This is a genomic window from Streptomyces sp. NPDC044921, assembly GCF_056432865.1.
The window spans coordinates 110499-129152 of the sequence record NZ_JBWKIF010000003.1; the positions used below are offsets into that span (position 1 = coordinate 110499).

Here is an 18654-nt window from a genome sequence, read left to right on the forward strand (position 1 = left end):
GCGCCGTCTCCGCGGCCGGGGCAGCGGCCGGCCCACCGGCCGGCGGCGGCCCCCCGGGTTCTCGTACGTCATCGAATGTCCATCGAACGTCATTCGACAATCACGCAGCTCAAGGAGAGTCATCGAGCGATGGCCGGTCCAGCGTTCCGCGCCGCCGCCGTCCGGGTGCGCGTCCCCGCCACCAGCGCCAACCTCGGCCCGGGCTTCGACGCCCTCGGCCTCGCGCTGGGCTTGTACGACGACGTGGTCGTCCGGGTGGCCGACTCCGGGCTGCACATCGACATCGCGGGTGAGGGCAGCGAGACGCTCCCGCGCGACGAGCAACACCTCCTCGTGCGGTCCCTGCGCACCGCCTTCGACCTGCTGGGCGGGCAGCCCCGCGGTCTGGAGATCGTCTGCGCCAACCGCATCCCGCACGGCCGGGGCCTGGGCTCCTCCTCGGCCGCCATCTGCGCCGGGATCGTCGCCGCCCGGGCCGTGACCATAGGTGCCGAGGCCAAGCTCGACGACACGGCCCTGCTGGAGCTCGCCACGGAGATCGAGGGCCACCCGGACAACGTCGCCGCGTGTCTGCTGGGCGGTTTCACGCTGTCCTGGATGGAGGGCGGTGCCGCCCGCGCGATCAGGATGGACCCCGCCGATTCCATCGTTCCGGTGGTTTTCGTGCCCGGAAAGCCGGTATTGACGGAGACGGCGCGCGGCCTGCTCCCGCGTACCGTCCCGCACGTCGACGCCGCCGCCAACGCGGGCCGGGCCGCCCTGCTCGTCGAGGCCCTGACGCGGCGCCCCGAGCTGCTGCTGCCCGCCACCGAGGACCGGCTGCACCAGGAGTACCGCGCCCCCGCCATGCCGGAGAGCGCGGCACTGGTGGAGCGGCTGCGGGGCGACGGCATCCCCGCGGTCATCTCCGGCGCCGGACCCACGGTCATGGCGCTGGCCGACGCGGACAGCGCCGACAAGGTCGAGGCCCTGGCGGGCGCGGACTGGGCCGCCAACCGGCTGAGCCTCGACGCGCACGGCGCGAGCGTGCTGCCGCTCGCGACCGCCGGTGACATCTGAAAGCGCGCGATTGCCGGATTTCGAGAGGGGGAATGTTTGTTGGATCCGGTAGTGTTAACCTCAAGTCTGCACCCGACCCCACCATGGCGAGGTGCCTCGTGTCCCCGTCCGGGACAGACATTCTTCCGGGAGCCCCCCAAGCCGCACTGTGTTCCGTACGCCGGACCGTACGTCGTACGAGGACACTGAGCGGGGCGCAGGGCACGCTCCGGAACCGGTGCGACCACGCCGCGTGACACTGACACTGGGTGCCACGGTTCAAGGAAGCGCCATCACCAGATTCCTCCGCCGCTTAGGCGGACCACCGCCCCGGCACGGTTCACACCACACGGACCGAAGCCGGACAGCACAACCGGTCGCCGAGCCAGACAGGCCGACGTCCGCTCCAGGGAAGGACCCTTCGTGAGCGACACCACCGATCTGATGGGCGCACGTGTCGAGGAGACCGCTGCCGCGCCCGCCACGGACGCCTCCGCGCCTGCCACCGGTGCCGGCTCCCGGCGGCGCCGCGGTACCGGCCTCGAGGGCATGGTGCTGGCCGAGCTGCAGCAGGTCGCATCCGGCCTCGGCATCAGGGGCACCGCGCGGATGCGCAAGAGCCAGCTGATCGAGGTCATCAAGGAGGCGCAGGCGTCCGGCGGCGCCGCTCCGGCCGCGAAGGCCGACGCCCCCGCCGAGACCAAGCCCAAGCGCCGCGCCACCTCGCGGGCCCGAACGGGCGACAACGGCGACAACGGCGACAAGGCGCAGAAGAAGGCCGACGCGAAGCAGGCCCCCGAGGCCCCCGCGGAGCAGGCCGACAAGGCCGCGGCCCAGCAGCAGATCGAGATCCCCGGCCAGCCGGCGTCCGACGACGCGCCCTCCGAGCGCCGCCGTCGCCGCGCCACCGCCGATGCCGGATCCCCCGCTTCCGCTCCCGAGACCGTCGCCGCCGAGGCGAAGAACGAGCCCAAGGCCGAGACGCCGGTGCAGCAGCAGACACAGCAGTCGCAGGGCAACGAGGCCAAGTCCGACGGTGACGGCGGCGAGGGCCGCCGCCGCGACCGCCGTGACCGCGACCGGGACCGCGGGCGTGACCGCGACCGCCGCGGCGGCAAGGGCGACGACCAGCAGGGCGGCGGCCGCCAGGACCGCGGCCAGCAGCAGAACCAGCAGGGCGGCGGCCGCCAGGACCGCGGCCAGCAGGACGACGACGACTTCGAGGGCGGCCGGCGCGGCCGTCGCGGGCGCTACCGCGACCGCCGGGGCCGTCGCGGCCGCGACGACATGGCCACCGAGCCGCAGATCAACGAGGACGACGTCCTGATCCCCGTCGCGGGCATCCTCGACATCCTCGACAACTACGCGTTCATCCGGACCTCCGGCTACCTGCCCGGACCGAACGACGTGTACGTCTCCCTCGCCCAGGTCCGCAAGAACGGCCTGCGCAAGGGCGACCACATCACCGGTGCGGTCCGCCAGCCCAAGGAAGGCGAGCGCCGCGAGAAGTTCAACGCGCTGGTGCGCCTGGACTCCGTCAACGGCATGGCGCCCGAACACGGCCGCGGCCGCCCGGAGTTCAACAAGCTCACCCCGCTGTACCCGCAGGACCGCCTCCGCCTGGAGACGGACCCGGGCGTGCTGACCACCCGGATCATCGACCTCGTGTCGCCGATCGGCAAGGGCCAGCGCGGTCTGATCGTGGCCCCGCCGAAGACCGGCAAGACCATGATCATGCAGGCGATCGCCAACGCGATCACGCACAACAACCCCGAGTGCCACCTGATGGTCGTCCTCGTCGACGAGCGTCCGGAAGAGGTCACCGACATGCAGCGGTCGGTCAAGGGCGAGGTCATCTCCTCGACCTTCGACCGCCCGGCCGAGGACCACACCACCGTCGCCGAGCTGGCCATCGAGCGCGCCAAGCGCCTGGTGGAGCTGGGCCACGACGTGGTCGTGCTGCTCGACTCGATCACGCGTCTGGGCCGTGCGTACAACCTCGCCGCCCCGGCCTCCGGCCGCATCCTGTCCGGTGGTGTCGACTCGACCGCCCTGTACCCGCCGAAGCGGTTCTTCGGTGCGGCCCGCAACATCGAGGACGGCGGCTCGCTGACCATCCTCGCCACCGCCCTGGTGGACACCGGGTCCCGCATGGACGAGGTGATCTTCGAGGAGTTCAAGGGCACGGGCAACGCCGAGCTCAAGCTCGATCGGAAGCTCGCCGACAAGCGGATCTTCCCGGCGGTGGACGTCGACGCGTCCGGTACCCGCAAGGAGGAGATCCTGCTCGCCAACGACGAGCTCGCCATCGTCTGGAAGCTGCGCCGGGTGCTGCACGCGCTCGACCAGCAGCAGGCGGTCGAGCTGCTTCTCGACAAGATGAAGCAGACGAAGTCGAATGCCGAGTTCCTGATGCAGATCCAGAAGACCACTCCGGCGCCCGGCAACGGCGACTGAGGCAGTACCGCGCACAGGGCCGCTCCCCGCGAGGGGGCGGCCCTTTGTGGTGTCCATGCGGAGATAGGATCACGCTCTCTTCGCACTTTGATCCCGCGGGGGGACATTCGTGGGTACATCCATGCCCGGGGGCGGCCGGCACAGACGCCGGATACGCATCGCGCTGCCCGTCGCCGCCGCCGGTGTGGCCGCCGCCGTGGCTGCCGCGCTGCTGACGACCTCCGCCGGCGCGGCCACCCCGCTGCCGCAGCCCGCCGTCAAGCCCGCCGTGGCCGCCTCGCCGCCGCTCGCGGAGCTGGAGAAGCGCGTCGCCGGCGCCCTGGCCGGCGACGACACGGCGGGCGGGACGAGCAAGGCCTCGCTGAGCGCGAGCACCGGGACCAGCCGTATCGACCCGAAGATCATCGGTGGCAGCCAGACCACCATCACCTCGGCGCCCTGGATGGCCCAGCTCCACTACTACGACGACCGGGGCACCTCCAGCACCGGTGACGACATCGGCTTCTTCTGCGGCGGCGCCGTCGTCGCGCCGACGAAGATCCTCACCGCCGCGCACTGCGTCAAGGGCTACGACTGGCACGCCAACGGCGCCGTCGTCACCGGCACCTCCCAGCTGCCCTCCGCGGACGGCACCGACCTGCACGGCGGCACCGTCACCGGCGTCTGGCGGCAGTGGAACCACGCGTCGTACAGCGCGAGGACCATCGACAACGACATCGCGGTGCTGACCCTGCCGGTCCCGGTCAAGGCCACGCCGATCCGCATGACGACGCCCGGCGACACCGCCTCGTACCAGGCCGGCACCAGCGCCAAGGTCTACGGCTGGGGACGCACCAGCTCCACCAGCGACGCCATCTCCGACACGCTGAAGACGGCCACGCTGCCCATCCAGTCCGACGCGACCTGCTCCGCCGCGTACGGCGCGGACTTCGTCAAGGGCCACATGGTGTGCGCGGGCAAGCCCGCCACCGGCAGCGACACCGGCACCACCACCGCCTGCAACGGCGACTCCGGCGGCCCCCTGGTCGTCAACAACCGCATCGTCGGTGTCGTGTCCTGGGGCGTGACCGACTGCGTCGCCAAGGGCGCCTACAGCGTCTTCAGCAAGGTCAGCACCTACGTCGGCGCGGCCTACCCGCGGCTCGACGACACCAACATCAACGGCGACCACCGGGCCGACGTGTGGGTGCGCAACGCCTCCACCAAGACCGGCTACTCCAAGAACTCCAACGGCACCTCCCTCGCCGCCCGCGAGTCCTGGGGCAACTGGGACGGCGTCAACGTCGTCCTGCAGACCGACCTCGACCGCGACGGCTACCAGGACCTCGTCTACCGGGTCAGCTCCACCGGCGACGTCTACTGGACCCGCTACGTGATCTCCAGCGGCACCTGGTCCACCCAGCAGATCGCCGACAACTGGAAGACCCGCACCCGCATCGTCACCCCCGGTGACGTCACCGGCGACTACCTGCCCGACCTGCTCTCCGTCGACTCGGCCGGCGTGATGTGGATCTACCCGGGCAAGGGCAACGGCACCTTCGCCCCGCGCGTCAAGGTCGGCACCGGCTGGAACCAGTACAACTCCGTCCGCGGCAAGGGCGACTTCACCGGTGACGGCAAGACCGACCTGATCGCCCGCAGCAAGAGCGGCGGCACGGTCTACCTGTACAAGGGCACCGGCAAGTCCGGCACCGGGGCGTTCTCCGGCCGGATCAAGGTCCGCACCTGGAGCAGCACCACGTACAACGCCTTCGACGCGGTCGGTGACATCACCGGTGACGGCAGGGCCGACTTCCTGGCCCGCACCCCCGGCGGCACGCTCTACCTGTACGCGGGCACCGGCAAGGCGACCAGCGAGATCTTCACCACAAGGAAGTCCGTCGCCACCGACTTCAAGCAGTACGACATCCTCGGCTGAAACAGCAGGTGAGCCGGGTCCCCCCGGCCCCACCGGCCACACACTGTGCCCACCGCCCCACGCGGTGGGCACAGTCCGTTGTGCAACCCTTTCCCGAGTTTCCCCGTCTGACCAGGCGGAGCGACGATGGTGCGAGGAAGGGTTCCGACCGGCCACGCCTGGCACTGACCGCAGGGGGTAACCGACCGTAGACGAGCTGAGGAGCACATGTCTGCCGAGAGCACGCCGGATCCGGGTATACCGGGCGAGACCGGCACGAAGGGACCGCGCAACCGCGGCAAGGGCCGACGCCGCGCCCCCCGCAGGCGCCACAAGGGCCTGATCATCACGGCCTGGACCGCCGCGGGCATCGTCGTCCTGGGCGGCGCCGGCGTGGGCTACGTGTACTTCAAGCTCAACGGCAACCTCAAGAGCGTCGACATCGACCAGGCCCTGGGCACCGACCGTCCCAGGGCGGCCGACAACGGCTCCGAGAACATCCTGGTGCTCGGCTCGGACACCCGCTCCGGCAGCAACAGGAAGCTGGGCGGCGGCACCGACGACGGCAGCGCCCGCTCCGACACGGCGATGATCGTCCACATCTACAAGGGCCACAAGAAGGCCAGCGTGGTCTCCATCCCGCGCGACACCCTCATCGACCGGCCCGCCTGCACGGACACCCAGGGCAACGAGCACCCCGCCGCCCGCAACGCGATGTTCAACTCCGCGTACTCCACCGGCGGAGCCGCCTGCGCCGTGAAGACCGTCGAGTCCATCACGGACCTGCGCATGGACCACTACCTGGAGGTCGACTTCGCCGGCTTCCAGAAGCTCATCGACGACCTCGGCGGCGTCGAGATCACCACGACCAGGAGCATCGACGACCCCGACAGCCACCTGAAGCTGAAGGCCGGCACCCACAGACTCGACGGCGAGCAGGCCCTCGGCCTGGTCCGCACCCGGCACGGCGTCGGTGACGGCTCCGACCTCGGCCGCATCCAGCTCCAGCAGGCCTTCATCAAGGCCCTGGTCCACCAGGTCAAGGACGTCGGCGTCTTCAGCAATCCGAAGAAGCTGCTCGACCTCGCGGAGACCGCGACCAAGACGGTGACGACCGACTCCGACCTCGGCTCGGTCAACAAGCTCGCCTCCTTCGCGAGCGGCCTGCGGGGCATCAGCCCCGCCAACATGCACATGGTCACGATGCCGGTCGTCTACGACCCGGCCGACCCCAACCGCGTCCTCCTCCAGGAGAAGAAGGCCGACCAGATCTGGAAGGCCCTGGCGAACGACCGGCCGATCCCGGAGTCGGCGACCTCCGGCTCCGCCACCGGCGAGGCTAAGGGCGTGGTCAGCGCCCCGTGAGGGGCGCGGGGCCGTGGCGATGTACGGCTCCGCCGCGCGGGCGCGACAAGCCCCCACGGGCCCGCGGGGAATAGATCACCGCAACCCCCGGTTTTGGGGGATGGCCCCAGTCCTGGCAGACTGGTACGTCGGCTCCGGTTCACGCCCCCGCACCCCGCGGCGGCGACCCGGCGCCCTCCCGAAACCTAGGAGACACCTTGAAGCGCGACATCCACCCCGAGTACGTCGAGACGCAGGTCAGCTGCACCTGCGGCGCGTCGTTCACCACGCGCAGCACCATCGAGTCCGGCACCATCCGGGCCGACGTGTGCTCCGAGTGCCACCCGTTCTACACGGGCAAGCAGAAGATCCTCGACACCGGTGGCCGTGTGGCCCGCTTCGAGGCCCGCTTCGGCAAGGCCGCCGGCTCCAAGAAGTAGCGAGCCCCATTTCGCCGGTCCACGGCAGTGTCCCCACCGGGGGGCGCGCCGGGACCGGCGTTTTTGGTCGCCCGCCCCTTCACCCCCGTCCGTACACAGGAGCCCCAAGATGTTCGAGGCCGTCGAGGAACTCGTCGCCGAGCACGCCGACCTGGAGAAGAAGCTCGCCGACCCGTCGGTCCACGCCGACCAGGCCAACGCGCGCAAGCTGAACAAGCGTTACGCCGAGCTCACCCCGATCGTCACGACGTACCGCTCCTGGAAGCAGACGGGCGACGACATCGGGACCGCACGCGAGTTCGCCGCCGACGATCCCGATTTCGCGGCCGAGGTCAAGGAGCTGGAGAAGCGGCAGGAGGAGCTGACGGAGAAGCTGCGCCTCCTGCTCGTCCCGCGCGACCCCAGCGACGACAAGGACGTCATCCTGGAGATCAAGGCCGGCGCCGGCGGCGACGAGTCCGCGCTGTTCGCGGGCGACCTGCTGCGCATGTACCTGCGCTACGCCGAGCGCGTCGGCTGGAAGACCGAGATCATCGACGCCACCGAGTCCGAGCTGGGCGGCTACAAGGACGTCCAGGTCGCCGTGAAGACCAAGGGCGGTCAGGGCGCCACCGAGCCCGGACAGGGCGTGTGGGCCCGGCTGAAGTACGAGGGCGGCGTGCACCGCGTGCAGCGCGTGCCCGCGACCGAGTCCCAGGGCCGTATCCACACCTCCGCGGCCGGCGTGCTCGTCACGCCCGAGGCCGAGGAGGTCGACGTCGAGATCAACCCCAACGACCTGCGCATCGACGTCTACCGGTCCTCCGGTCCCGGCGGGCAGTCCGTCAACACCACCGACTCCGCCGTGCGCATCACGCACATCCCGACCGGAGTCGTCGCCTCCTGCCAGAACGAGAAGAGCCAGCTGCAGAACAAGGAGCAGGCACTGCGTATCCTGCGCTCCAGGCTGCTCGCCATGGCGCAGGAGGAAGCGGAGCGGGAGGCCGCCGACGCCCGCCGCAGCCAGGTCCGCACCGTCGACCGCTCCGAGAAGATCCGCACGTACAACTTCCCGGAGAACCGCATCTCGGACCACCGCGTCGGCTTCAAGGCGTACAACCTGGACCAGGTCCTGGACGGCGACCTCGACGCGGTGATCCAGGCCTGCGTCGACGCGGACTCGGCGGCGAAGCTGGCGGCTGCGTAAGGCACGAAGGGCACGAACGAGCACACTCGGAGGACTTGCGTGAATCTGCTGCTCGCGGAGGTGGCCCAGGCCACCCAGCGGCTCGCCGACGCCGGCGTGCCCTCGCCGCGTACCGACGCGGAGGAGCTCGCCGCGTTCGTGCACGGCGTCAAGCGCGGCGAGCTGCACTCCGTCAAGGACTCCGACTTCGACGCCCGGTACTGGGAGGTCATCGCCCGCCGCGAGGCCCGCGAGCCGCTCCAGCACATCACCGGGCGCGCCTACTTCCGGTACCTGGAACTCCAGGTCGGCCCCGGGGTGTTCGTGCCGCGTCCCGAGACCGAGTCCGTGGTCGGCTGGGCCATAGACGCGGTGCGGGCCATGGACGTCGTCGAGCCGTGCATCGTCGACCTGTGCACCGGCTCCGGCGCCATCGCGCTCGCCCTCGCCCAGGAGGTCCCGCGCTCGCGCGTGCACGCCGTGGAGCTGTCCGAGGACGCCCTGCGGTGGACCCGCAAGAACGTGGAGGGATCCAGGGTGGAGCTGCGCCAGGGCGACGCCCTGACCGCCTTCCCGGACCTCGACGGCCAGGTCGACCTGGTCATCTCCAACCCGCCCTACATCCCGCTCACGGAGTGGGAGTACGTCGCTCCCGAGGCGCGGGACTACGACCCCGGCCTGGCCCTGTTCTCCGGCGAGGACGGCCTGGACCTCATCCGCGGCCTGGAGCGGACCGCGCACCGGCTGCTGCGCCCCGGGGGCGTGGTGGTCGTGGAGCACGCCGACACCCAGGGCGGCCAGGTGCCGTGGATCTTCGCCGAGGACCGCGGCTGGACCGACGCGGCCGACCACCCGGACCTGAACAACCGCCCGCGCTTCGCCACGGCCCGCAAGGCGCTGCCGTGAGCACCCAGGGCACCCCGCGATCCCCGCAGACGTCGCGGACCTCGCGGACTTCATCCCAGCAGCACGTGTACGAGGAGGCCAGCTAAAGATGGCACGGCGATACGACACCAACGACGCGACCGACCGAGTCACCGGTCTGCGCGAGGCAGCGTCCGCCGTCCGCCGTGGCGAGCTCGTGGTGCTGCCGACGGACACGGTGTACGGCATCGGCGCCGACGCGTTCTCCTCGGAGGCGGTCTCCGACCTGCTGCAGGCCAAGGGCCGCGGGCGCAACATGCCCACCCCCGTCCTCATCGGCTCGCCGAACACGCTGCACGGGCTCGTCACGGACTTCTCCGAGCTGGCCTGGGAGCTCGTGGACGCCTTCTGGCCGGGCGCCCTGACGCTCGTCGCCAAGCACCAGCCGTCCCTGCAGTGGGACCTCGGGGACACCCGGGGCACGGTCGCCGTGCGCATGCCGCTGCACCCCGTCGCCATCGAACTGCTCACCGAGGTCGGTCCCATGGCCGTGTCCTCCGCCAACCTCACCGGCCACCCGGCGCCGGAGAACTGCGACGCGGCGCAGCAGATGCTCGGCGACTCCGTCTCCGTCTACCTCGACGGCGGCCCGACCCCCGGCAACGTGCCGTCGTCGATCGTCGACGTGACCCGTGAGGTGCCGATGCTGCTGCGCGCCGGCGCGCTCTCGGCGGACGAGCTGAGGAAGGTCGTACCCGACCTCGAGGTGGCGAATTGACGGCCCCTGAGGGGCGTGGCATAGGCAACGGGGACAGCGCGGCGGAGATCACGACGACCTTCGTGGGACTGCCGCGCGACAGCTTCCGCATCCTCCACGTCAGCACCGGCAACGTGTGCCGCTCACCCATCACCGAGCGGCTGACCCGCCATTTCGTGCAGGAGCGGCTGGGCATCCTGGGCGGCGGCCTGATCGTGGAGAGCGCCGGCACCTGGGGTCACGAGGGCGCGCCCATGGAGGCCCACGCGGAGACCGTCCTGGCCGACTTCGGCGCGGACGCCTCCGGCTTCACCGGGCGCGAGCTCCTCGACGAGCACGTGATCCGCGCCGACCTGGTGCTGACCGCCACCCGCGACCACCGGGCGCAGGTCATCTCGATGGGCCACTCGGCGGGCCTGCGCACCTTCACGCTCAAGGAGTTCACCCGCCTGGTCAAGGCCATCGACCCGGCGACCCTGCCGCCCCTGGAGGACGGCGTGGTGGGCCGCGCCCGTGCCCTGGTCCGCGCCGCGGCGGCTCTACGCGGGTGGCTGCTCGCCCCGAACGCCGAGGCGGACGAGGTCTACGACCCGTACGGGGCGCCCCTGACGTTCTTCCGGTCCATCGGCGACGAGATACACCAGGCGCTCGACCCGGTCGTCACGGCGCTCACCGGCGTTCCCGCACGGACGTAACGACCGAGCGCCGCGGGGGCCCCGGGCCTACATTGGTCGTACGTCACCGTCGACGCCCGGAGCCCACCATGACGGTCACCCCTGCCATCGAGGCCGATGTCCTGCGCCGCCAGGACCCCGAGCTCGCCGACGTCCTGCTCGGGGAGCGGGAGCGGCAGGCGACGACGCTCCAGCTGATCGCCGCCGAGAACTTCAGCTCCCCGGCCGTGCTGGCCGCCCTCGGCTCACCGCTCGCCAACAAGTACGCCGAGGGCTATCCGGGGGCCCGCCACCACGGCGGCTGCGAGATCGTGGACGTCGCCGAGCGGCTCGCCGTCGACCGGGCCCGGGCCCTGTTCGGCGCCGACCACGCCAACGTGCAGTCCCACTCGGGGTCTTCGGCGGTGCTGGCCGCCTACGCCGCCCTGCTGCGCCCCGGCGACACCGTCCTCGCCCTGGGCCTGCCGCACGGCGGCCACCTCACGCACGGCTCGCCGGTGAACTTCTCCGGCCGCTGGTTCGACTTCGTCGGCTACGGCCTGGAGGCCGAGTCCGGGCTCGTCGACCACGAGCAGGTGCGCACCCTGGCCCGCACGCGCCGCCCCAAGGCGATCGTGTGCGGTTCGATCGCCTACCCGCGGCACTTCGACTACGGCTTCTTCCGCGAGGTCGCCGACGAGGTGGGCGCCTACCTCGTCGCGGACGCCGCGCACCCGATGGGGCTGGTGGCCGGGGGAGCGGCGCCCAGCCCGGTGCCGTACGCGGACGTCGTCTGCGCGACCACCCACAAGGTGCTGCGGGGCCCGCGCGGCGGCATGATCCTGTGCCGGGCGGAGCTGGCCGAGCGGGTGGACCGGGCCGTGTTCCCCTTCACGCAGGGCGGCGCCCAGATGCACACCATCGCCGCCAAGGCCGTCGCGTTCGGCGAGGCGGCAACACCGGCGTTCGCCGCGTACGCCCATCAGGTGGTGGCGAACGCGCGGGTTCTCGCGGCCCGGCTGGCCGCCGAGGGCCTGGCCGTCACCACCGGCGGCACGGACACCCACCTGATCACCGCCGACCCGGCGCCGCTCGGCGTCGACGGGCGCACCGCCCGGGGCCGGCTGGCCGCCGCCGGCCTGGTCCTGGACTGCTGCGCCCTGCCGCACGGCGACGCCCGGGGCCTGCGGCTCGGCACGGCCGCGGTCACCACGCAGGGCATGGGCGAGGCGGAGATGGCCCGGATCGCCAAGCTGCTCGCCGGTGTGCTGCGGGGTGTGACGGAGCCGGTGAGAGCCCGTGAAGAAGTGCGGGAACTGGCCGGTGCGTTTCCGCCGTATCCCCGCTGAGCCGGGGGAGGCGCACCGAGGTGCACAGCCACTCGTGCAACCATCGTCGCTACCCGGAAGTCCCCACCCATATGCGCGCATCGCTAGGGTGTGGAGCTGAGATGGCCAGCGAGACCTGTGGGGAAGCCCGTGCGTGAATACCTGCTGACGCTCTGCGTCACGGCCGCGGTGACGTATCTGCTGACAGGGCCGGTACGCAAGTTCGCGATCGTGGCCGGGGCGATGCCGGAGATCCGGGCCCGTGACGTGCACCGGGAACCCACTCCGCGGCTCGGCGGTATCGCCATGTTCTTCGGCCTGTGCGCGGGCCTGCTGGTCGCCGACCACCTGACCAACCTCAACCAGGTCTTCGAGACCTCCAACGAACCCCGGGCGCTGCTGTCCGGAGCGGCCCTGATCTGGCTGATCGGCGTCCTGGACGACAAGTTCGAGATCGACGCCCTGATCAAGCTGGGCGGCCAGATGATCGCCGCGGGCGTGATGGTCGTGCAGGGCCTGACGATCCTGTGGCTGCCGATCCCGGGCGTGGGCTCGGTGGCGCTCACCCAGTGGCAGGGCACGCTGCTGACGGTCGCGCTCGTCGTCATCACCATCAACGCGGTCAACTTCGTCGACGGCCTGGACGGCCTGGCGGCCGGCATGGTCTGCATCGCGGCCACCGCGTTCTTCCTGTACGCCTACCGCATCTGGTACTCGTACGGCATCGAGGCCGCCGCCCCGGCCACGCTGTTCGCGGCGATCCTGATGGGCATGTGCCTGGGCTTCCTGCCGCACAACATGCACCCGGCGCGGATCTTCATGGGCGACTCGGGCTCGATGCTGATCGGCCTGGTCCTGGCCGCCGGCGCGATCTCCGTCACCGGGCAGGTCGACCCGGACGCGCTCAACCTGTACGTCGGGTCCGAGAAGGAGGCCGTGCACCAGACGGTGCCCGTCTACATCCCGCTGCTGCTGCCGCTGACGATCATCGCGGTGCCGGCCGCCGACCTGATCCTGGCGATCGTGCGCCGCACCTGGCGCGGCCAGTCGCCGTTCGCCGCCGACCGGGGCCACCTGCACCACCGGCTGCTGGAGATCGGGCACTCGCACAGCCGCGCGGTGCTGATCATGTACTTCTGGTCCGCGCTCATCGCCTTCGGCGCGCTGGCCTACTCGGTCAACTCGGCGTCGATGTGGATCGTGCTCGGCGTGGTCTTCCTCAGCGCGATCGGTCTGGTCCTGCTCCTGCTGCCGCGGTTCACGCCGCGCACCCCGCGCTGGATGGAGCGGTTCGTGCCGCCGCGCTACCGCCGCCGCGGCGCGGTCGCGGCCCTGGCACCGGAGGCCTCGACCCCGGCGTCCGCGACGGACCAGCCCGCGCGGCCCGGACCGGAGAGCCGTACCCCGGTGGCGTCCGGCGTCTCGGGTGCCAACGGAGCGACGGCGATCGGCGCCCGCTCACACCCCGCCGCCCGGCGCAAGGCGGGGACAAGGTAAGAATCTGACTAGAGCATTGCCAAGTCGTGGGATGCTGATGGGGGTGCGAAGCGCTCCAATACCAGACATCCCGGCGATGTTCACGCTCAGACGGGCAGGTTCACTCTCATGTGTGAGAGTGCGCACACCTTCAGGTAAAGACTGCATCAAATAGTTTGTGATACGGTTCACGAGAACCCCCCGGATAGAGCCGAAGGACCGCAGTGCGACGGTCCAGCGGTGTGAGGTCTCCACTCAGCCCGGGACTACGCTCGTCCATGACGACACCCCTGCCCCCTGCGAAAGCGGAGTTGCCGCCATGCCGTCCAATGACGCCCGGAACCTTCTGCAGTGTGCTGTGCCCACAGCCGCTGCCGGTGTGGTCACGGCCGCCGTCAGTGGTGTGGTGGCCGGAGGCAAGGGAGCCGTCGGCGCCGGGATCGGCGCACTGCTGGCCATCCTCTTCATGGGGATCGGTCTGTACGTCCTCCAGTGGACGGCAAAAACGCTCCCGCAGTTGTTCCAGGCGATGGGGCTGATGCTCTACGTCGCCCAGTTGCTGCTTCTCATGATCTTCGTCGCCCTCTTCAGGGACACCTCTCTCTTCAACGCGAAGGCGTTCGCCATCGGGCTCGTCGTCGCGACCGTCGTGTGGATGGCTGCGCAGGCCCGTGCGCACATGAAGGCCAAGATCTTCTACATCGACCCGGACTCCGAGAAGAGCGAGAAGCCCGAGAAGACCGGGTCGTCGTCGTGACGAGTAGGGGCGCGATAAAGGGCAGTACGAACTCCTGCTATCGTCCGGTGCCAACTGCGGCATCGCGGGCGCGGGCATCTGAGCTGACGCCTGCTCGAACGCGAGGCTCGATGCCCCCCAGCCGCCCTCACATCCGTAACACCAGTCCGGTGCCGATCCGCGGCTGCGCGCCGCGCCGACACAACGAGGTTGCCGTACCTATGCGTCACACCGAAGGAGCCCGCGGTGAGTGCTGACCAGACCCAGCTCGCCTTCGACTGGAGCTGTCGGATCATGTCCGACGGGTGTGGTTTTCCGGCACCGGGCCTGCACTCGTTCCTCTTCAAGCCGATCGCCACGGTCGGGGGGTTCGAGTTCAACAAGGTGATGCTGCTCGCCCTCATCACCACCCTCCTCGTCATCGGCTTCTTCTACGCGGCCTTCGGCAAGGCGAAGGTGGTGCCGGGCAAGCTGCAGATGGTCGGTGAAGCCGGATACGACTTCGTCCGCCGCGGCATCGTCTACGAGACCCTCGGCAAGAAGGAGGGCGAGAAGTACGTCCCCCTGATGGTCTCGCTGTTCTTCTTCATCTGGATCATGAACATCTGGTCCGTGATCCCGCTGGCACAGTTCCCGGTGTCGTCGATCATCGCGTACCCGATCGTGCTGGCCGCCGTCGTCTACATCACGTGGGTCGGTTTGACCTTCAAGCGGCACGGCTTCGTCGGCTTCTTCAAGAACGTCACGGGCTACGACAAGTCGCTCGGTGCCGTGCTGCCGCTCGTCATGGTCATCGAGTTCTTCTCGAACCTGCTGGTGCGGCCCTTCACGCACGCGGTGCGACTGTTCGCGAACATGTTCGCCGGTCACCTGATGCTGGTGATGTTCACCGTCGCCTCCTGGTACCTGCTGAACAGCTGGATGATCCCGGCGGCCGGTGTCTCCTTCGTCATGACCATGGTCATGATCCTCTTCGAGCTCTTCGTCCAGGCCGTTCAGGCGTACGTCTTCGTGCTGCTGGCCTGCTCCTACATTCAGGGTGCTCTCGCCGAGCACCACTGAGCCCATCCGCCCGTAAACCCCCAGTCGTCCGGTGGCCAACCCCCACCGGTCCGCAAAGAGAAGGAAGTTACAGCATGTCCGCTGTGCAGCTTGCCGCTGAGGTCTCCGGCTCCCTCGGTTCCATCGGCTACGGTCTCGCCGCCATCGGCCCCGGCGTCGGCGTCGGCATCATCTTCGGTAACGGCACGCAGGCTCTCGCCCGTCAGCCCGAGGCCGCCGGTCTCATCCGCGCCAACCAGATCCTCGGTTTCGCCTTCTGTGAGGCGCTCGCCCTCATCGGCATCGTCATGCCGTTCGTGTTCGGTGTCTAAGCCTTAGCCACCTGACACATATCGACGAAAGGCACTGATGTGATCGCCAACCTGGTGCAGCTGGCGGCCGAGGAGGAGCAGAACCCGCTCGTTCCTCCGGGCCCCGAGCTGCTCGTCGGCACCATCGCCTTCGCCATCGTGTTCTTCTTCTTCTGGAAGAAGCTGCTTCCGAACATCAACAAGGTTCTGGAGGAGCGCCGCGCGGCGATCGAAGGCGGTATCGAAGAGGCCGAGACCATGAAGGTCGAGGCCCAGAGCGTCCTTGAGCAGTACAAGGCACAGCTCGCCGAGGCCCGGCACGAGGCCGCGCGTCTGCGCCAGGAGGCGCAGGAGCAGGGTGCCGCTCTCATCGCCGAGATGCGGGCCGAGGGCCAGCGGCAGCGCGAGGAGATCGTCGCCGCCGGTCACGCCCAGATCGAGGCCGACCGCAAGGCCGCCGCGTCCGCGCTGCGCCAGGACGTGGGCAAGCTCGCCACCGATCTGGCCGGCAAGCTCGTCGGCGAGTCCCTGGAGGACCACGCCCGCCAGAGCCGCGTGATCGACCGGTTCCTCGACGAGCTCGAGGAGAAGGCCGAGGCCGGCCGATGAACGGAGCGAGCCGCGAGGCCCTGGCAGCCGCACGAGAGCGTCTCGACGCGCTGACGGACTCCACGTCCGTCGACGCGGGCTCGCTCGCCGGTGAGCTGGCCGCCGTCACCGCGCTGCTCGACCGCGAGGTGTCGCTGCGTCGGGTCCTGACCGACCCGGCGCAGTCCGGCGAGGCCAAGGCCGGGCTGGCACAGCGCCTGCTCGGCACCCAGGTCAGCGGCCCGGCCGCGGACCTGGTGGCCGGCATGGTGCGCTCCCGCTGGTCGCAGTCGCGCGACCTGGTGGACGCGCTGGAGCAGCTGGCCGACACCGCCGACCTCACCGCCGCGCAGCAGGCCGGCAAGCTCGACGACGTCGAGGACGAGCTGTTCCGGTTCGGCCGGATCGTCTCCGGCAGCACCGAGCTGCGTGCCGCGCTGACCGACCGCAAGGCCACCACCTCGGCCAAGAGCGGGCTGCTGCGCAGCCTGCTGGGCGGCCGGGCGCAGGCGGCCACCGAGCGTCTGGTGACGCGCCTTGTGACCGCGCCCCGGGGACGTAGCCTGGAGACGGGACTGGAGTCCCTGTCCAAGCTCGCCGCCGAGCGGCGGGACCGCATGGTCGCCACCGTGACCTCGGCGGTGCCGCTGAGCGACCCGCAGAAGCAGCGCCTGGGTGCCGCCCTCGCGAAGCTCTACGGCCGCACGATGCACCTCAACCTGGACGTGGACCCCGAGGTCCTCGGCGGGATCCGGGTGCAGGTCGGCGACGAGGTCATCAACGGCTCCCTCGCGGACCGCATCGAGGACGCCAGCCGCCGGCTCGCCGGCTGAGCAGCAACTCAATAGGCACAACGTACTTACGACGGCCCTGGTTGGGCCGTGCAGAAGAATCCTGGGGGTCGCCCCCAGACCCCCTAAGAAACTTCGGGCCCAACAAGGAGAGCAGGGAACCCAGATGGCGGAGCTCACGATCCGGCCGGAGGAGATCCGGGACGCGCTGGAGAACTTCGTCCAGGCGTACAAGCCGGACGCGGCCTCGCGCGAGGAGGTCGGTACGGTCACCTTTGCCGGCGACGGCATCGCGAAGGTCGAGGGCCTGCCCTCGACCATGGCCAACGAGCTGCTGAAGTTCGAGGACGGCACCCTCGGCCTCGCCCTCAACCTCGAGGAGCGCGAGATCGGTGCCATCGTCCTCGGCGAGTTCAGCGGCGTCGAGGAGGGACAGCCGGTCTCCCGCACCGGTGAGGTTCTCTCCGTCGCGGTGGGCGAGGGCTACCTCGGCCGCGTGGTGGACCCCCTCGGCAACCCGATCGACGGCCTCGGCGAGATCGAGACCGAAGACCGTCGCGCCCTGGAGCTGCAGGCCCCGGGCGTCATGGTCCGCAAGTCGGTGCACGAGCCGATGGAGACGGGCTACAAGGCCGTCGACGCGATGACCCCGATCGGCCGCGGCCAGCGCCAGCTGATCATCGGTGACCGCCAGACCGGCAAGACCGCCCTGGCCGTCGACACGATCATCAACCAGCGCGACAACTGGCGCACCGGCGACCCGAACAAGCAGGTCCGCTGCATCTACGTCGCCATCGGCCAGAAGGGCTCCACCATCGCCGGCGTGCGCGGCGCTCTGGAGGAGGCCGGCGCGCTGGAGTACACGACCATCGTCGCCGCCCCGGCGTCCGACCCGGCCGGCTTCAAGTACCTGGCGCCGTACACCGGTTCGGCCATCGGCCAGCACTGGATGTACCAGGGCAAGCACGTCCTGATCATCTTCGACGACCTGTCGAAGCAGGCCGACGCCTACCGCGCCGTGTCGCTGCTGCTGCGCCGCCCGCCGGGCCGTGAGGCCTACCCGGGTGACGTCTTCTACCTGCACTCCCGTCTGCTGGAGCGCTGCGCCAAGCTCTCCGACGAGATGGGCGCGGGTTCGATGACCGGTCTGCCGATCGTCGAGACCAAGGCCAACGACGTCTCGGCGTTCATCCCGACCAACGTCATCTCCATCACCGACGGCCAGTGCTTCCTGGAGTCGGACCTGTTCAACGCCGGTCAGCGCCCCGCGCTGAACGTCGGTATCTCCGTCTCCCGAGTCGGTGGTTCCGCGCAGCACAAGGCGATGAAGCAGGTCTCCGGCCGGCTGCGCGTGGACCTCGCCCAGTTCCGCGAGCTGGAGGCGTTCGCCGCCTTCGGTTCCGACCTGGACGCCGCGTCGAAGGCGCAGCTGGAGCGCGGTCAGCGCATGGTCGAGCTGCTGAAGCAGCCGCAGTACCAGCCGATGGCCACCGAGGACCAGGTCGTCTCCGTCTGGGCCGGCACCACCGGCAAGATGGACGACGTCCCCGTCGCCGACATCCGCCGCTTCGAGAAGGAGCTGCTGGAGTACCTGCACCGCAAGGAGCAGGGCCTGATGACCTCCATCCGCGAGGGCGGCAAGATGTCCGACGACACGCTGCAGGCCGTCGCCGACGCCATCGCGGAGTTCAAGAAGCAGTTCGAGACCTCCGACGGCAAGCTGCTCGGCGAGGACGCCCCGGCTGCCGGCAAGTGACGACGGAAGGGA

17 protein-coding genes are annotated in these 18654 nt (G+C 70.2%); all 17 read left to right on the forward strand.

The features are described from left to right. Positions 1-129 precede the first annotated feature (129 nt). Positions 130-1059 (forward strand): homoserine kinase, encoded by a 930-nt coding sequence (gene thrB, locus AC07DA_RS05650; protein ID WP_479124914.1) that lies wholly within the window; start codon positions 130-132, stop codon positions 1057-1059. Between the two features lie 402 nt (positions 1060-1461). Next, positions 1462-3495 (forward strand): transcription termination factor Rho, encoded by a 2034-nt coding sequence (gene rho, locus AC07DA_RS05655; RefSeq protein WP_479124916.1) that lies wholly within the window; start codon positions 1462-1464, stop codon positions 3493-3495. A 121-nt stretch (positions 3496-3616) separates the two neighbouring features. Continuing rightward, on the forward strand, positions 3617-5413 hold the full coding sequence (locus AC07DA_RS05660) for a trypsin-like serine protease (protein WP_479125422.1): 1797 nt from the start codon (positions 3617-3619) through the stop codon (positions 5411-5413). A gap of 207 nt (positions 5414-5620) precedes the next feature. Continuing rightward, positions 5621-6757: an LCP family protein gene (locus AC07DA_RS05665; protein ID WP_479124918.1), complete on the forward strand. Its 1137-nt coding sequence runs from the start codon at positions 5621-5623 to the stop codon at positions 6755-6757. Positions 6758-6954: 197 nt separating this feature from the next. Beyond that, the gene (gene rpmE, locus AC07DA_RS05670) at positions 6955-7176 is read left to right on the forward strand and encodes a 50S ribosomal protein L31 (RefSeq protein WP_003992975.1); all 222 of its coding nucleotides are present in this window, start codon (positions 6955-6957) and stop codon (positions 7174-7176) included. A gap of 109 nt (positions 7177-7285) precedes the next feature. After that, on the forward strand, positions 7286-8362 hold the full coding sequence (prfA, locus tag AC07DA_RS05675) for a peptide chain release factor 1 (RefSeq protein WP_479124919.1): 1077 nt from the start codon (positions 7286-7288) through the stop codon (positions 8360-8362). A gap of 39 nt (positions 8363-8401) precedes the next feature. Beyond that, positions 8402-9247: a peptide chain release factor N(5)-glutamine methyltransferase gene (prmC, locus tag AC07DA_RS05680; protein ID WP_479124921.1), complete on the forward strand. Its 846-nt coding sequence runs from the start codon at positions 8402-8404 to the stop codon at positions 9245-9247. 88 nt (positions 9248-9335) lie between these two features. Continuing rightward, positions 9336-9983 (forward strand): L-threonylcarbamoyladenylate synthase, encoded by a 648-nt coding sequence (locus AC07DA_RS05685; protein ID WP_479124923.1) that lies wholly within the window; start codon positions 9336-9338, stop codon positions 9981-9983. Further along, entirely contained in the window at positions 9980-10657 is a 678-nt protein-coding gene (locus AC07DA_RS05690) for an arsenate reductase/protein-tyrosine-phosphatase family protein (protein WP_479124924.1), read from the forward strand. The genes AC07DA_RS05685 and AC07DA_RS05690 overlap by 4 nt, the downstream gene beginning before the upstream one ends. Positions 10658-10725: 68 nt before the next feature. Continuing rightward, entirely contained in the window at positions 10726-11964 is a 1239-nt protein-coding gene (locus AC07DA_RS05695; protein ID WP_479124926.1) for a serine hydroxymethyltransferase, read from the forward strand. Positions 11965-12093: 129 nt separating this feature from the next. After that, the gene (locus tag AC07DA_RS05700) at positions 12094-13440 is read left to right on the forward strand and encodes an MraY family glycosyltransferase (protein WP_479124928.1); all 1347 of its coding nucleotides are present in this window, start codon (positions 12094-12096) and stop codon (positions 13438-13440) included. A 298-nt stretch (positions 13441-13738) separates the two neighbouring features. Beyond that, positions 13739-14176 (forward strand): hypothetical protein, encoded by a 438-nt coding sequence (locus AC07DA_RS05705; protein WP_479124930.1) that lies wholly within the window; start codon positions 13739-13741, stop codon positions 14174-14176. 273 nt (positions 14177-14449) lie between these two features. Then, positions 14450-15217 carry a F0F1 ATP synthase subunit A gene (atpB, locus tag AC07DA_RS05710; RefSeq protein WP_479125424.1) on the forward strand — a complete coding sequence of 256 codons (768 nt, stop codon included), beginning with the start codon at positions 14450-14452 and terminating at the stop codon, positions 15215-15217. 74 nt (positions 15218-15291) lie between these two features. Next, positions 15292-15528, forward strand: coding sequence for an ATP synthase subunit c family protein (locus tag AC07DA_RS05715; RefSeq protein ID WP_247463749.1), 237 nt, complete (start codon positions 15292-15294; stop codon positions 15526-15528). A 39-nt stretch (positions 15529-15567) separates the two neighbouring features. Next, positions 15568-16116, forward strand: a complete 549-nt coding sequence (locus tag AC07DA_RS05720; protein WP_031117488.1) for a F0F1 ATP synthase subunit B — start codon at positions 15568-15570, stop codon at positions 16114-16116. Next, positions 16113-16928 (forward strand): F0F1 ATP synthase subunit delta, encoded by an 816-nt coding sequence (locus AC07DA_RS05725; protein WP_479124931.1) that lies wholly within the window; start codon positions 16113-16115, stop codon positions 16926-16928. The genes AC07DA_RS05720 and AC07DA_RS05725 overlap by 4 nt, the downstream gene beginning before the upstream one ends. A 124-nt stretch (positions 16929-17052) precedes the next feature. Further along, the gene (atpA, locus tag AC07DA_RS05730) at positions 17053-18642 is read left to right on the forward strand and encodes a F0F1 ATP synthase subunit alpha (protein ID WP_365087516.1); all 1590 of its coding nucleotides are present in this window, start codon (positions 17053-17055) and stop codon (positions 18640-18642) included. Positions 18643-18654 lie beyond the last annotated feature (12 nt).